This is a genomic window from Rhizobium sp. BE258 (genome assembly GCF_031457345.1).
Lineage (GTDB): Bacteria > Pseudomonadota > Alphaproteobacteria > Rhizobiales > Rhizobiaceae > Rhizobium.
The window spans coordinates 140,311-154,663 of record NZ_JAVDWL010000005.1 but is presented as its reverse complement, the minus strand read 5'-3'; the positions used below and the strand labels follow the sequence as shown (position 1 = coordinate 154,663).

The window sequence follows — 14,353 nt, the reverse complement described above, 5'->3', positions numbered from 1 at the left end:
TTTGACCGAGGGACATTATGGAATTGCTAAGATCGGCCAAGCCAAGCCCGGGCCGCGTCCCGCCCATTCTTTTTGGTGCTGCTTTGCGCTAAAGCGGTGTCATGCGCCTTCGCTCGATGTTTGCCCAGAATTACCGTTCGCTGCGTTCGATCCGCATGGATCTGGCGGATACGACGCTGTTTCTTGGCGAAAACGGTGCGGGTAAATCCAATCTCTACCGTGCGCTGCAGCTGGTACAGGCGGCGGTGCGGGGACGATTGGCACACGAGCTTGCGGCGGAAGGGGGCATGCTCTCGGCGCTCTGGTCGGGGACGCGGCGCAAATCCGAGGGGCCGGCGCGCATCCGGCTCGAAGTCGAGATCGTCGACGAGGAGCGGGCGATCACGTTTCGCTATCACGTCGAAGCCGGGCTCCGGCCCCCGAGCGCTGCGGCCGGCTTCGCGCTTGAGCCACAGGTGAAGGCCGAGGAGCTTTCGGTCGAGACCGGGCGCCGGACGGTGGTGATGATGAAACGTGCCGGGCCCGCCATTTCGGTGCGCGGCGGTGACGGCCGGATGGAGAACTATCCGGATGAAGCGCTGACCTCGGAAACGGCGATCGCGCTGCTCGGTGACGCCGGGCATTTTCCGGAGGTCGCGGCCTTCCGGCGGATTGTTAGCAACTGGCGCTTTTTCCATGGCTTCCGCACCGATCGGGCGTCGCCTCTGCGTCACCCCTGCCTCGCCGTCACCGGTCCGATGCTGGATGAGGACGGTGCCAATCTGGCCGCTGTGTTCGCAACGCTTGTCCATACCAGACAGGATACGGTGGAGCTCGAGCGCATTCTAGCATCGGCGCTCGGCGTGGCGAAGCTCGTTGTTCCTGATCCGGGAGAGACGACGGAGTTTGGGCTTATTCTGCCCGACTTTCCGCATCGGGTGTTTCAGCCCCGCGAGCTGTCGGATGGACAGATCCGTTTTCTCGGTCTTGCGGCTGCACTTCTTTCCTATCGCCTGCCGCCATTGATCGCGCTCAACGAACCGGAGGCGAGCCTGCATCCCGATATGCTGTTGCCGCTTGCCGACATGATTGCCGAGGCTTCGAAGAGCAGTCAGGTCTGGATCGTGACGCATTCCGAAAAGCTGGCGGAAGCGGTGCGTGAGCGATGCGGCGTTCGTCCGCGCAAGGTGATCCGTGAGAACGGCGCCACCTGGATCGAAGGCATGCGGCTGACGGGCACGATTGCTGGTGACGATGACGAAGACGACTAGCCGTTTTCAGCGGGTTTCCTTTCTGTTGCGTTGCGGGCATGGTCTGCCGCGATGAGCACAGATTCGTCCGATCTCTTTGGCGCATTGTTCGAGACACCACCGGCAACCCGCACGGTTCCGGTGCTCGTTCCGCTGCCTGCACCGCGGCCCTATTCCTACGCCGTGCCTGATGGCATGGCGGTCGAGCCCGGTTCTGTCGTCCAGGTGCCGCTCGGGCCGCGTCAGGTCATCGGCGTCGTCTGGGATGGCGGCGAAGATGGCGTCGATCCGAAGAAGCTGCGGCCGATCACCCATGTCTTCGATTGTCCGCCGCTGACCAAGGAGATGCGCGATTTCATCGATTGGGTCGCCGCCTATACCCTTTCGCCGCCCGGTCTCGTGGCGCGCATGGCATTGCGTGCGCCCAATGCCTTCGAACCGGAGCCGATGGTGGAAGGCCTGCGCTTCGTCGGCGGTGAACCGGAGCGGATGACGCCGGCACGCGCCCGCGTGCTCGATACGGCCTCTGACGGCGTTTCGTGGACGCGGACGGGGCTTGCCCATGCTGCGGGTGTTTCCACCAGCGTCGTGGATGGGCTGATCAGCCAGGGTATTTTCGAAACGATCTTTCTGCCGCCGCCGCCTGTGGTCGCGAAGCCCGATCCCGATTTTGCACGGTCGCGGCTCGCCGGTCCGCAGAAGGAAGCCGCCGACGACATTCTGGCCGAGGTACGCAACGGCGCATTCGCCGTGTCGCTGATCGACGGAGTAACGGGGTCCGGCAAGACCGAGGTCTATTTCGAGGCGATCGCCGAGACGCTGCGACGTGGCAAGCAGGTGCTGATCCTGCTGCCGGAGATCGCGCTGACGGCGAGCTTCTTGGAACGCTTTCAGGATCGCTTCGGAGCCAAGCCCGCCGAATGGCACTCGGACCTCGCGCCGCGCATGCGCGAAAAGGTCTGGCGGCAGGCGGTGACCGGCGAGGTGCGGGTCGTTGCCGGTGCGCGCTCGGCGCTGTTCCTGCCCTTCGAGGATCTCGGCCTGATTATCGTCGATGAGGAGCATGATCCGGCCTACAAGCAAGAAGACAGGGTTTATTACAATGCGCGCGACATGGCGGTCGTGCGCGGACGTATCGGTGATTTTCCGGTCGTACTGGTCTCGGCAACGCCGTCGGTGGAGAGCCAGGTCAACGGCCAGAGCGGCCGCTACACGACGATCCATCTGCCGACGCGCTTCGGCGATGCGGCGATGCCGGATCTGCATCTCGTCGATATGCGCCGCCACGCGCCGGAGCGCGGCGGCTTCCTGTCACCGGTGCTGATCCGGGCGATCGGCAAGACGGTGGAGAAGAAGGAGCAGGCGCTGCTTTTCCTCAACCGGCGTGGCTATGCACCGCTGACGCTCTGCCGTGTCTGCGGTCACCGCTTCCAATGCCCGCAATGTTCAAGCTGGCTCGTGGAGCACCGCTTCCGAAGCCAGCTGCAATGCCATCAATGCGGCCATACCGAGCGCACGCCTGAAGCATGCCCTGAATGCGGCACGCTCGATCATCTCGTCGCCTGTGGCCCCGGGGTGGAGCGGATCGCCGAGGAAGTCGAGCGGCATTTTCCCGACGCGCGCACCATCGTGCTCTCTTCCGATATCACCGGCGGCGTGAAGCGGCTGCGGCTGGAGCTTGATGCGATTGCCAAGGGTGAGGCCGATATCGTCATCGGCACGCAGCTCGTCGCCAAGGGTCATAACTTTCCGCTTATGACGCTGGTTGGCATTGTCGATGCCGATCTCGGGTTGGCGAATGGCGATCCGCGCGCGGCGGAGCGTACCTTCCAGCTGCTGTCGCAGGTCACCGGCCGCGCCGGGCGAACGGGCCTGAAGAGCCACGGTCTGCTGCAGACCTATCAACCCCAGCATCCCGTCATGCAGGCGATCGTCTCGGGCGATGCGGGTGCCTTCTACGAGCGCGAGATCACCGAGCGCGAGCGCGCGATTCTGCCGCCGTTCGGCCGTCTCGCCTCGATCATCGTTTCGGCGGAGACCCGCCAGGATGCGGAGGCTCATGCGCGCGGCATCCGCGGTTCCGCGCCGCAGGTCTCGGGCATTTCCGTGCTGGGACCGGCCGAAGCGCCGCTTGCAATCGTCCGCGGTCGCCATCGTTTCCGGTTGCTCGTCCACGGGCGGCGCAATTCCGATATGCAGGCCTTTCTGAAGACCATGCTGTCGCAGGCGCCAAAAGAACGCGGCTCCATTCAGGTCCAGCTCGACATCGATCCGCAGAGCTTCCTTTAAAAAAACAGCGCCTGCTGGCCGTTTTCCACCGCCTGCAATCATGCCATAAGGACTGCCAAACGCGGCATGATTTGGGGTCGATTCATGGAACTATATTTTCCCGAGGAGTTTGGCGAGCAGCTGGCATTTTGCGCCGCAGCGTTCGTAGCTTTAATAGGTTTGGTCATTATGTTCGCTCCGGGCTACGCGATGCGTCTCGTTGGCCTTCAGCCTGCAGAAGGGCGGCGGGATGGCTACGCTGCACTGCGTTCAACAGGCGGCCTGTATCTGGCGCTCGGCCTTGCACCCATAATGCTTGAGATGCTGCCGATCTATTTGGTTCTCGGTGCGACCTTGGCATTGTCAGCTTTCGCACGCATCATTTCGCTCCTTTCAGATAAGGGGAGCACAATTATCAACTATTTACTTCTGGTTGTGCAGGCGATCCTCGCGGCTGTTCCGCTGGCCTATTCTTTCGGCTTCCTCACAACCTGAATTACCGGGCAGCGGACCGCCTGCTCGCCTGCCTCCACGCCATTTCACGATTTTGCCGATAGAAAATCATTCGAAAGGCATATTCGGGCGTTACGCGTGTTGCGAGTCCCTGCGTCCTATGTTAGACGGACCCCGAATTTCGGAAGAAGCAAGAGGCTTCTCTTGCGATTTCTGGGGGAAATCAAAACGAATTCAAGAGCATAGGTCAGGCGCCCGCCGACGGCCGGATTCTTGAATTGAAATCAGGGAAATTTGTGCCCGTGGCAGACACGTCCCAGCTTACTTCTGGTGTTGCAGAGCGATATGCGTCCTCGCTGTTCGATCTGGCGCTTGAAGAAGGTGCCGTCGAGAGCGTCACCGCTGATCTCGACCGTTTCCAGGCGATGCTGGATGAGAGCGACGACCTGAAGCGTTTCGTCGCCAGCCCGGTATTCTCGGCTGACGATCAGCTGAAGGCTATCGTCGCCATCAGCGAGAAGGCCGGTATTTCCGGTTTCGTCGGTAACTTCCTGAAGGTCGTGGCGCGTAACCGCCGCCTGTTCGCCCTCCCGGGCATGATCAAGGCCTTCCGCATCATCGCTGCCCGTCAGCGTGGCGAAATTTCTGCCGAGGTTGCCTCGGCCCATGCGCTGACCGCAGCGCAGGAAACTGAATTGAAGGCGGCGCTGAAGAGCGCCACCGGCAAAGACGTGGCGATTGCCGTCACGGTTGATCCGTCAATTCTTGGTGGTCTGATCGTGAAGGTCGGGTCCCGTCAGATTGATACGTCGCTTCGTACCAAACTTTCTACTCTCAAGCTTGCATTGAAAGAGGTTGGCTGATGGATATCCGCGCCGCGGAAATTTCCGCAATTCTCAAAGATCAAATCAAAAACTTCGGCAAAGAAGCTGAAGTCTCGGAAGTCGGCCAGGTTCTCTCTGTCGGCGACGGTATTGCTCGCGTTTACGGTCTGGACAACGTTCAGGCCGGTGAAATGGTCGAGTTCCCCGGCGGCATCCGCGGTATGGCCCTGAACCTCGAATCCGACAATGTCGGCGTGGTTATCTTCGGCTCGGACCGTGACATCAAGGAAGGCGACACCGTCAAGCGTACGGGTGCCATCGTTGACGTTCCGGTTGGTCCGGAACTTCTCGGCCGTGTTGTCGACGCTCTCGGCAACCCGATCGACGGCAAGGGTCCGATCAACGCAACGCGCCGTTCGCGCGTTGACGTCAAGGCTCCGGGCATCATTCCGCGTAAGTCGGTTCATGAGCCGATGTCGACCGGCCTCAAGGCTATCGACGCCCTCATCCCGGTCGGCCGTGGCCAGCGCGAGCTCGTCATCGGTGACCGCCAGACCGGCAAGACCGCCATCATTCTCGATGCGATCCTGAACCAGAAGGCTATTCACGAGTCTGGTCCGGAAGGCGAAAAGCTGTTCTGCGTGTATGTCGCTGTCGGCCAGAAGCGCTCGACGGTTGCCCAGTTCGTCAAGGTTCTCGAAGAACGCGGCGCTCTGAAGTACTCGATCATCGTTGCTGCGACGGCTTCCGATCCGGCTCCGATGCAGTTCCTGGCACCGTTTGCCGGTTGCGCCATGGGCGAATACTTCCGTGACAACGGTCAGCATGCTCTCATCGGCTACGACGACCTTTCCAAGCAGGCCGTTTCCTACCGCCAGATGTCGCTCCTGTTGCGCCGCCCGCCGGGCCGCGAAGCTTATCCGGGCGACGTTTTCTACCTTCACTCGCGTCTCCTCGAGCGCGCTGCAAAGATGAGCGACGAAAAGGGCGCCGGTTCGCTGACCGCTCTGCCGGTCATCGAAACGCAGGGTAACGACGTTTCGGCGTTCATTCCGACCAACGTGATCTCGATCACCGATGGCCAGATCTTCCTTGAAACCGACCTGTTCTATCAGGGTATCCGCCCGGCTGTTAACGTCGGTCTGTCGGTTTCGCGCGTCGGTTCTGCCGCGCAGATCAAGGCGATGAAGCAGGTTGCCGGCTCGATCAAGGGCGAACTCGCCCAGTATCGCGAAATGGCCGCCTTCGCTCAGTTCGGTTCGGACCTCGATGCCTCGACGCAGCGCCTGCTGAACCGCGGCGCACGCTTGACCGAACTTCTGAAGCAGCCGCAGTTCTCGCCGCTGAAGACCGAAGAGCAGGTTGCTGTGATCTTCGCTGGCGTGAACGGCTATCTCGACAAGATTGCCGTCAACCAGATCGGCAAGTTCGAACAGGGTCTGCTTTCCTACCTCCGCTCGGAAGGTAAGGCGATCCTCGATACGATCCGCACGGAAAAGGCCATCAGCGACGATACGAAGGGCAAGCTCGTTGCTGCTCTCGACTCGTTCTCGAAGTCTTTCGCCTGATCGGGCTCAGTTAGGACGGATAACGGATGCCTTCACTTAAGGATCTGAAAAACCGGATCGCCTCCGTCAAGGCGACGCAGAAGATTACCAAGGCGATGAAAATGGTCGCCGCGGCTAAGCTTCGGCGTGCGCAGGAGGCGGCCGAGGCCGCCCGGCCTTACTCGGAGCGCATGGCGGCTGTTCTCGCGAACATCGCCCATGCGGTCACCGATGCCGACGGTGCACCGTTGCTGATGACCGGCACAGGCAAGGATCAGGTTCACCTGCTCGTCGTCTGCACCGCAGAGCGCGGTCTTTGCGGCGGTTTCAACTCGCAGATTTCGCGTTTTGCACGTGATCATGCCCGCAAGCTCATTGCTCAGGGCAAGACCGTCAAGATCTTCACCGTTGGCAAGAAGGGCTACGACAGCCTGCGCCGCGAATTCTCTTCGCTCATCACCGAGCGCAAGGAACTGCGCGACGTCAAGCGTGTCGGCTTCGAGAATGCGGCCCAGATCGGCAAGCGCATCATCGAGATGTTCGAAGCTGGTGAGTTCGACGTCTGCACGTTGTTCTATTCCGAGTTCAAGTCGGTCATCAGCCAGATCCCGACGGCACAGCAGATCATCCCCGCGAAGGTGCCGGAAGGCGTCACCGAGGATGCTGCCCATGCCGGCGCTGTCTATGAATACGAGCCGGATCCGGCATCGATCCTCGAGGATCTGATTCCGCGCAACATTTCTGTCCAGATCTTCCGCGCGCTGCTTGAAAACGCAGCTGGCGAGATGGGCGCGAAGATGAGCGCCATGGACAACGCGACACGTAACGCAGGTGAGATGATCAACAAGCTGACGCTCAACTACAACCGTCAGCGTCAGGCGCAGATCACCAAGGAACTCATTGAAATCATTTCGGGCGCGGAAGCGCTCTGAGGTTAGAGAAAGAGGGTATTAGAATGGCTAGGGCAGCTACCCCGAAGGCGGCAGCGAAGACCGCCGCTAAGAAGACCGCCACAGGCTCTGTCGGCAAGGTCACACAGGTTATCGGCGCCGTCGTCGACGTGGCTTTCGAAGGCGAACTGCCGGCGATTTTGAACGCGCTCGAAACCACGAACATGGGCAACCGCCTGGTTCTTGAGGTCGCGCAGCACCTCGGTGAAAACGTCGTGCGTACGATCGCCATGGACTCGTCCGAAGGTCTCGTCCGCGGCCAGGAAGTTTTCGACACCGGCGCGCCGATCTCGGTTCCGGTCGGTCCGGAAACGCTCGGCCGTATCATGAACGTCATCGGCGAGCCGGTTGACGAAGCCGGTCCGCTGGTCACCGCTTCCAAGCGCGCCATCCACCAGGATGCACCGTCTTACGTCGAACAGTCGACGGAAGCACAGATCCTGGTCACCGGCATCAAGGTCGTCGACCTTCTCGCGCCTTACGCAAAGGGCGGCAAGATCGGCCTCTTCGGCGGCGCAGGCGTCGGCAAGACCGTCCTCATCATGGAACTGATCAACAACGTCGCCAAGGCGCACGGTGGTTACTCGGTGTTCGCAGGCGTGGGTGAACGTACCCGCGAAGGCAACGACCTCTACCACGAAATGATCGAGTCCGGCGTCAACAAGCACGGCGGCGGCGAAGGCTCGAAGGCAGCCCTCGTTTACGGCCAGATGAACGAACCGCCGGGCGCCCGCGCTCGCGTCGCTCTGACGGGTCTGACGGTTGCTGAAAACTTCCGCGACCAGGGCCAGGACGTTCTGTTCTTCGTCGATAACATCTTCCGCTTCACGCAGGCAGGTTCCGAAGTGTCGGCTCTGCTCGGCCGTATTCCTTCGGCCGTTGGCTATCAGCCGACGCTCGCAACGGACATGGGCCAGATGCAGGAACGCATCACCACGACGACGACCGGTTCGATCACCTCGGTTCAGGCCATTTACGTTCCGGCCGACGACTTGACCGACCCGGCTCCGGCAACTTCGTTTGCTCACCTGGACGCAACGACCGTTCTGTCGCGTTCGATCGCCGAAAAGGGCATCTATCCGGCCGTTGACCCGCTCGACTCCACGTCGCGCATGCTCGACCCGATGGTCGTCGGCGAAGAGCATTACGAAGTGGCTCGTAAGGTTCAGTCGACGCTGCAGCGCTACAAGTCGCTGCAGGACATCATCGCCATCCTGGGTATGGACGAACTGTCTGAAGAAGACCGTCTGGCCGTTGCCCGTGCCCGCAAGATCGAGCGCTTCCTGTCCCAGCCGTTCTTCGTCGCCGAAGTCTTCACCGGTTCGCCGGGCAAGCTCGTCGCGCTCGAAGACACGATCAAGGGCTTCAAGGGCCTGGTCAACGGCGACTACGACGACATGCCGGAAGCAGCCTTCTACATGGTCGGCTCGATGGAAGAAGCCATCGAAAAGGCCAAGAAGCTCTCCGCAGCCGCTTGATGAGCGACGCGCAAGACGAGATTTTCTGCTGCGACTCCCTTCGGGTGGTCGTGGCAGATCTTCCGGAACCCGCAGCGCCCACCGTCTACAGGGCGGATAACGGTGCGCTGATGATGGTTGTCGGATTGGTTCAGGCCGAGGAAGGCCTCGGCTATCTCGATCAGGCGATACAGCACTGCCCGTTCTGCGGGACCAAACTGCAAGATGCAAAGGCCGAGAAGGTAAGTCACTGATGGCTGACAATTTCAATTTTGAACTCGTATCTCCGGAGCGTCTGCTCCTGTCGGAGATGGTGACGGAAGTTGTCATTCCGGCAACCGAGGGCGAGATGACGGTCATGGCCCACCATGCGCCGACGATGACGACCATCAAGCCCGGCATCGTCAGCGTTCGTTCGGCCTCCGGCAGCAAGCAGGACTACGTCGTGTTCGGTGGCTTTGCCGACATCCTGCCGACGGGCTGCACGCTGCTCGCCGAATCGGCCGTTCCGGTCGAGGAAATCAACAAGGACGAGCTGACCCGCCGTATCGAAGCGGCGCAGAAGGATCTCGATGATGCCGAGCATCATGAGCACAAGTCCAAGCTCGAGCAGTTCATCCTCGAACTCACGCATCTGCGTGGCGTTGTCGAACAGGACTGATCGGGAATAGTCCCAAATGATCGAAAGCGGCCTTCAGGGCCGCTTTTTTCGTTTTGGACACATGAGTGCCGATCTTACTGGCAATGAACATGAGATCTTGAGTATCTGGCGGCCGCGGGCGGCCCACTATCGGCTCTAGATTTTGACTTCTGCGCCTAATAGGGTCCCTCAACTATTCGCAATTGCTGCAGGGAGTTCCCATGAAAAATATTCAGCTTTCGACCTCGGGCGTGTCGGTATCGAGTGTCGTGCTTGGTTTGATGCGGATCAACACGCTGGATGACAGCGGAATTAAAGCCCTCTACTCGGCGGCCCGGGAGATCGGTGTCAATATTTTCGATCACGCGGACATCTATGGCGGCGCCCCCCATCGCTGCGAAGCGCGGTTTGGTGACGCTCTTCGCCTTACAGCCGACGAGCGGGACAAGATCGTCATTCAAAGCAAATGCGGGATCCGGCCGGGATATTTCGATTTCTCCAAGGAACATATCCTCGCAAGCGTCGACCGGTCCCTCAAGGCCCTGCGGAGCGACTATCTGGACGTGCTTCTATTGCATCGGCCCGATGCGCTGGTGGAGCCGGAAGAGGTCGCCGAGGCATTCGACAAGCTCCATGCAGCAGGCAAGGTTCGCCATTTCGGTGTTTCGAACCATACGCCAGGCCAGATCGATTTGCTGAAGACAGCTGTTACCCAACCTATCATAGCCAATCAGATCCAGTTGAGTGTTGCCCACGCGCCGTCTATCGCATTCGGCGTTGCTGCCAATATGGGCGGATCTGAGCAGTCGATCGACCGGGATGGCGAGCTCGTCAACTACAGCCGGATCAATAGCATCACATTGCAGGCGTGGTCGCCGTTCCAGCATGGCTTCTTTGAAGGCATCTTCCTGGGCGACCGCGAGAACTATCTGGAGCTCAACAAGGTTCTGGACCAACTCGCGGAAACTTACGGTGCGACGCCTGCTGCCATTGCTGTCGCGTGGATCGCGCGTCATCCCGCCAAAATTCAGACGGTGCTGGGAACGACGAACCCCCAACGCTTGCGTGACAGCGCGATCGGAGCTGACATCGAGCTGAGCCGCGAGGAGTGGTACCGGATGTTCAAGGCGGCCGGCTATCAACTGCCGTAAAACGTGGAAGCCAACGGGAAGCGTTGCGCCGGCTCAATAAGGACCGGCGCTGGCCCCCCTGCAGACACTTAAGCGGCGAGCCGCTCGGCCCGCAGGAAGCTCTCCAGCGCTGCCGCCTCTTCCTTGCTGAGATAGAGCCCCTTCTTGCTGCGCCGCCAGAGGACATCCTCGGCGGTGAAGGCCCATTCGTTCTGCATGAGATAGCGCACCTCGGCCTCGTAGAGATCCGATCCGAAATGCCTGCCGAGATCAGTTGATGATGCGGCCTTGCCGAGTAGCACATTGGCCCTGGTGCCATAGCGGCGCGTCAGCCTTCGGGCATGGCTGTCGGCGAGGAACGGATAGGCGGCCTTCAGCTTGCCGACCTCCGCCTCATATCCCTGTACCGGAAAGTCCCCGCCCGGCAGATGGCTCTTTGCCGTCCACGGGCTACCCTTGATACCGATCGCCTCGCCGATCTTTTCCAGCGCATGTTCCGACAGCCGCCGGTAGGTCGTCAGCTTGCCGCCGAAGACGTTGAGCAGCGGTGCGGCATTCGCCTCGGTTCCGTCCTTGCCTTCGAGCTTCAGCACATAATCGCGCGTCGCCTCCTGCGCCTTCGAAGCGCCATCGTCGAACAGCGGCCGAACCGCCGAATAGGTCCAGACGATATCCTCGGGCTTCACCGGCTCCTTGAAATACTCGGAGGCCGCATTGCAGAGATAGGTCGTCTCTTCGCCGGAGATTCTGACATCCCTGGGATCGCCGGTGTAATCGCGGTCGGTGGTGCCGATCAGCGTGAAGTCACTCTCATAAGGAATGGCGAAGATGATGCGGTTGTCGGGGTTCTGGAAGAAATAGGCCTTCGGCCCCTCGAACTTCTTCCGAACGATGATATGGCTGCCCTGGACGAGGCGGACATGCCGTGCCTCGTTCTCGCCGAAGGCGGCGCGGATCACATGATCGACCCAGGGACCGGCGGCATTGACCAGCATGCGGGCCTGATGCGTCGAACTGCGTCCCGACAGCGTATCCACCGTTTCGATGGTCCAGAGGCCATTCTCGCGCCGCGCCGACACCACTTTCGTGCGCGGCATGATCAGCGCGCCGCGATCGCTGGCATCGCGGGCATTGAGCACCACCATGCGTGCATCGTCGACCCAGCCGTCGGAATATTCGAAGGCTTTGGCAAACAGCGCCTTCAGCGGCTTGCCGGCTGGATCGGTCCGCATGTCGAGCGTCGCCGTCGGCGGCAGCAGCTTGCGGCCACCGAGGTGATCATAGAGGAACAGCCCGAGACGGATCAGCCAGGCAGGCCGGATGCCGCCCTTGTGGTAGGGCAGCACGAAGCGCATCGGCCAGATGATGTGCGGCGCCATCGCCCAGAGCACCTCGCGCTCCATCAGCGATTCACGCACCAGCCGGAATTCGTAGTGTTCGAGATAGCGCAGACCGCCATGGATGAGCTTGGTGGCACCTGACGACGTGCCAGAGGCGAAGTCGTTCATCTCGGCCAGTGCCACCGAATAGCCGCGTCCAGCCGCATCCCGGGCGATCCCGCAGCCGTTGATACCGCCGCCGATCACGAATAGGTCGAAAATCTGCCCGCTCACGCACGCTCTCCAATGATTTAGTGCTTAAAAATGAAATCCGTTAAGCGCTAAAACGAAAGAAAGTGAATGTCAAACGAACCTTTTGCGACGATGCAGATTTAATCTTTTTCGCCGTCCGTCCTGTTGGTCTCAACCAGGCTGATACCGCCCTCGGAACAGATCCGCCGCAGCGAATCCAGGGCGCATTCATCGGTGACGAAGGTGTGGACCTGCGACAGATGGCCGATGCGGACGGGCGCGGTGCGCTCGAACTTGGTGGAATCGGCGACCAGGACCACGTGCCGGGCGTTGGCCATGATTGCCTGGGCAACCTTGACTTCGCGGTAGTCGAAATCGAGCAGCGCGCCATCGGGATCGATCGCGGATGCGCCGATGACGGCATAATCTACTTTGAACTGGCGGATGAAATCGACGGCCGCTTCGCCGACGATGCCGCCGTCGGAATGGCGCACCACGCCCCCGGCGATCACCACCTCAATCGAGGGGAAGAGCCGCAAGCGGCTGGCGACGTTGATGTTATTGGTGATGACCATCAGTTCGTGATGGTCGATCAGTGCTTCGCCAACGGCTTCGGTCGTCGTGCCGATATTGATGAACAGAGAGGCATTGTTGGGGATGAGGGCTGCGGTTGCCCGGCCGATCGCCGTCTTCTCGTTGGCGGCGATCGAGCGCCGTGCCTCGTATTTGACGTTCTCCGTGCCACCCGGAAAGATCGCGCCGCCATGGATGCGGGTCAGCACACGACTGTCGCAGAGATCGTTGAGATCCTTGCGGATGGTCTGCGGGGTCACCGAGAAACGCGCCGCCAGATCTTCTACCAGCACGCGGCCCTCGGACTTGGCGATATCGAGGATCTCGGTCTGCCGTCCGGACAGAAACATGCTGCGCCTCCCTTTCTTTCGTTTTTTGCGATCATATGTTAAAGCGAAAATTGCGCAATCGGCGAGTGAAAGCCGACGCCGGGAGGGCCATCGCGTGTTTGATCCAAAGCTTTTCGAAAACCGCAATGTTGTCGTCACCGGCGCGGGCCGCGGCATCGGCCTCGAAGTCGTCCGGCAATTTCTTGATTGCGGTGCGCGCGTTGCCGTTCATACCGGCCGGGGTACCGAACGGCAGCTGCCAGACTTCCTGACGGCTGCGGAAGCGGACGGCCGTGCGGTGCTGATCGCAGGCGATTTTACCGTTTCCGGCGGTACCGCAAAGTTTGCGGATCAGGTTCTTCAGGCGTTCGGTAGCGTCCACGTGCTGGTCAACAATGCGGGCACGATGGTCGGCCGGTTTCCGGCAGGCGAGTTGACCGACAGCGAATATGAAGCGATCACCCGGCTCAATCAGACATCGGTCGTCGAGGTGACGCGTGCGCTTCTCCCGGCGTTGAGGGCCGCCAACGGCGCGGCGATTGTCAATACGGTGTCGATTTCGGCGCTGACCGGCGGCAGTCCGGGTTCGGCGATCTATTCGGCTTCGAAAGCCTTCGTTTCCACCTATTCCAAGGCGTTGGCGCGCGAGCTTGCGCCCGATGCGATCCGTGTCAATTGCGTGTCGCCAGGGACGATCGAGACGGATTTCCACGAGCGTTATTCGTCGCGCGAAAAGCTGGAGCAGACGCGCAAAACCATTCCGCTGCAGCGGCTCGGAACCGCTGCGGACTGCGCCCCTGCCTATCTCTTTTTGGCTGCGCCTTCGCTCTCCGGCTACATCACCGGCCAAGTCTTGGAAATCAACGGCGGCCAGCTTATCTGCTGATTTACTTGGACTATTTTTGGTATTTTAGTAAAATTGCGCAGTATAACGGTGCGAATATGCTATCGCTTGGACCCGTCCTAACGCGTCCATCAGAGAATCCGAATGCCTTTGCCTACAACTGCGCCGGGAACAGCTGGTCAGGAATTGAAGAAGCTTGCTGAGAAAGCTCATGAAGCAAGCAGCCTCCTCAAGGCAATGGCGCACCAGACGCGGCTCCTCATTCTCTGCATTCTTGCCGAAGAGGAAAAGACCGTCAGCGAGATCGAAGAGCTGCTCGGCGTGCAGCAGGCGATGGTCTCGCAGCAGCTGGCGCGGCTGCGGATGGAAGGTCTGGTCAATACCCGCCGTGAGGGGCGTCTTGTCTATTACAGCCTCGGAAACGAGAGTGTCGCCTCCTTCCTGGATTCGCTTTTCGCGCTGTTTCCTGGAGCCGCAGCGGCCCGATAGCCGCTCTTGCTAAGCGTGTGTTCTCCGGCCAAAGATGCCTGAACAGGAA

Annotated in this window: 14 protein-coding genes; 12 read left to right on the top strand and 2 right to left on the bottom strand. The window is 60.6% G+C overall.

Features of this window, described 5'->3' with window-relative positions; genetic code table 11:
• Nucleotides 1–101: 101 nt before the first annotated feature.
• From J2X43_RS19035 to J2X43_RS18990, 10 genes are all read left to right on the top strand, one after another.
• Nucleotides 102–1,250, top strand: coding sequence for an AAA family ATPase (locus J2X43_RS19035; RefSeq protein WP_310296271.1), 1,149 nt, complete (start codon nt 102–104; stop codon nt 1,248–1,250).
• 51 nt (nt 1,251–1,301) lie between these two features.
• Nucleotides 1,302–3,518 carry a primosomal protein N' gene (locus J2X43_RS19030; protein ID WP_310296269.1) on the top strand — a complete coding sequence of 739 codons (2,217 nt, stop codon included), beginning with the start codon at nt 1,302–1,304 and terminating at the stop codon, nt 3,516–3,518.
• 84 nt (nt 3,519–3,602) lie between these two features.
• Nucleotides 3,603–3,992 carry a DUF4345 domain-containing protein gene (locus tag J2X43_RS19025; protein ID WP_310296267.1) on the top strand — a complete coding sequence of 130 codons (390 nt, stop codon included), beginning with the start codon at nt 3,603–3,605 and terminating at the stop codon, nt 3,990–3,992.
• Between the two features lie 254 nt (nt 3,993–4,246).
• Nucleotides 4,247–4,813: a F0F1 ATP synthase subunit delta gene (locus J2X43_RS19020; protein WP_112385764.1), complete on the top strand. Its 567-nt coding sequence runs from the start codon at nt 4,247–4,249 to the stop codon at nt 4,811–4,813.
• Entirely contained in the window at nt 4,813–6,342 is a 1,530-nt protein-coding gene (atpA, locus tag J2X43_RS19015) for a F0F1 ATP synthase subunit alpha (protein WP_112385763.1), read from the top strand. Before J2X43_RS19020 ends, atpA begins: the two co-directional genes overlap by 1 nt.
• 26 nt (nt 6,343–6,368) lie before the next feature.
• Nucleotides 6,369–7,253: a F0F1 ATP synthase subunit gamma gene (locus J2X43_RS19010; RefSeq protein ID WP_310296264.1), complete on the top strand. Its 885-nt coding sequence runs from the start codon at nt 6,369–6,371 to the stop codon at nt 7,251–7,253.
• Between the two features lie 23 nt (nt 7,254–7,276).
• Nucleotides 7,277–8,749: a F0F1 ATP synthase subunit beta gene (atpD, locus tag J2X43_RS19005; protein ID WP_112385761.1), complete on the top strand. Its 1,473-nt coding sequence runs from the start codon at nt 7,277–7,279 to the stop codon at nt 8,747–8,749.
• On the top strand, nt 8,749–8,982 hold the full coding sequence (locus J2X43_RS19000) for a hypothetical protein (RefSeq protein WP_112385760.1): 234 nt from the start codon (nt 8,749–8,751) through the stop codon (nt 8,980–8,982). Before atpD ends, J2X43_RS19000 begins: the two co-directional genes overlap by 1 nt.
• A complete protein-coding gene (locus J2X43_RS18995) occupies nt 8,982–9,389 on the top strand; it encodes a F0F1 ATP synthase subunit epsilon (protein ID WP_112385759.1) in 408 nt (135 codons plus the stop codon). The genes J2X43_RS19000 and J2X43_RS18995 overlap by 1 nt, the downstream gene beginning before the upstream one ends.
• A 200-nt stretch (nt 9,390–9,589) precedes the next feature.
• The gene (locus tag J2X43_RS18990; protein ID WP_310296260.1) at nt 9,590–10,519 is read left to right on the top strand and encodes an aldo/keto reductase; all 930 of its coding nucleotides are present in this window, start codon (nt 9,590–9,592) and stop codon (nt 10,517–10,519) included.
• A gap of 68 nt (nt 10,520–10,587) precedes the next feature.
• On the opposite strand, the gene glpD is transcribed toward J2X43_RS18990, so the two are convergent.
• Nucleotides 10,588–12,111, bottom strand: a complete 1,524-nt coding sequence (glpD, locus tag J2X43_RS18985; protein WP_310296258.1) for a glycerol-3-phosphate dehydrogenase — start codon at nt 12,109–12,111, stop codon at nt 10,588–10,590.
• A 98-nt stretch (nt 12,112–12,209) separates the two neighbouring features.
• The gene (locus tag J2X43_RS18980) at nt 12,210–12,992 is read right to left on the bottom strand and encodes a DeoR/GlpR family DNA-binding transcription regulator (protein WP_310296257.1); all 783 of its coding nucleotides are present in this window, start codon (nt 12,990–12,992) and stop codon (nt 12,210–12,212) included.
• A 94-nt stretch (nt 12,993–13,086) separates the two neighbouring features.
• Between J2X43_RS18980 and J2X43_RS18975 the strand changes: the two genes are divergently transcribed.
• The gene (locus J2X43_RS18975; protein WP_310296256.1) at nt 13,087–13,857 is read left to right on the top strand and encodes an SDR family oxidoreductase; all 771 of its coding nucleotides are present in this window, start codon (nt 13,087–13,089) and stop codon (nt 13,855–13,857) included.
• Between the two features lie 102 nt (nt 13,858–13,959).
• Complete coding sequence (locus J2X43_RS18970; RefSeq protein ID WP_112385754.1) at nt 13,960–14,304, top strand: helix-turn-helix transcriptional regulator; 345 nt, start codon at nt 13,960–13,962, stop codon at nt 14,302–14,304.
• Nucleotides 14,305–14,353 lie beyond the last annotated feature (49 nt).

Coding starts and splice junctions, on each gene's coding strand:
- J2X43_RS19025 (WP_310296267.1), top strand. CDS start 3,603: ATGGAACTATATTTTCCCGAGGAGTTTGGCGAGCAGCTGGCATTTTGC.
- J2X43_RS18995 (WP_112385759.1), top strand. CDS start 8,982: ATGGCTGACAATTTCAATTTTGAACTCGTATCTCCGGAGCGTCTGCTC.
- J2X43_RS18970 (WP_112385754.1), top strand. CDS start 13,960: ATGCCTTTGCCTACAACTGCGCCGGGAACAGCTGGTCAGGAATTGAAG.
- atpD (WP_112385761.1), top strand. CDS start 7,277: ATGGCTAGGGCAGCTACCCCGAAGGCGGCAGCGAAGACCGCCGCTAAG.
- J2X43_RS19010 (WP_310296264.1), top strand. CDS start 6,369: ATGCCTTCACTTAAGGATCTGAAAAACCGGATCGCCTCCGTCAAGGCG.
- J2X43_RS19000 (WP_112385760.1), top strand. CDS start 8,749: ATGAGCGACGCGCAAGACGAGATTTTCTGCTGCGACTCCCTTCGGGTG.
- atpA (WP_112385763.1), top strand. CDS start 4,813: ATGGATATCCGCGCCGCGGAAATTTCCGCAATTCTCAAAGATCAAATC.
- J2X43_RS19030 (WP_310296269.1), top strand. CDS start 1,302: ATGAGCACAGATTCGTCCGATCTCTTTGGCGCATTGTTCGAGACACCA.
- J2X43_RS18990 (WP_310296260.1), top strand. CDS start 9,590: ATGAAAAATATTCAGCTTTCGACCTCGGGCGTGTCGGTATCGAGTGTC.
- J2X43_RS18980 (WP_310296257.1), bottom strand. CDS start 12,992: ATGTTTCTGTCCGGACGGCAGACCGAGATCCTCGATATCGCCAAGTCC.
- J2X43_RS19035 (WP_310296271.1), top strand. CDS start 102: ATGCGCCTTCGCTCGATGTTTGCCCAGAATTACCGTTCGCTGCGTTCG.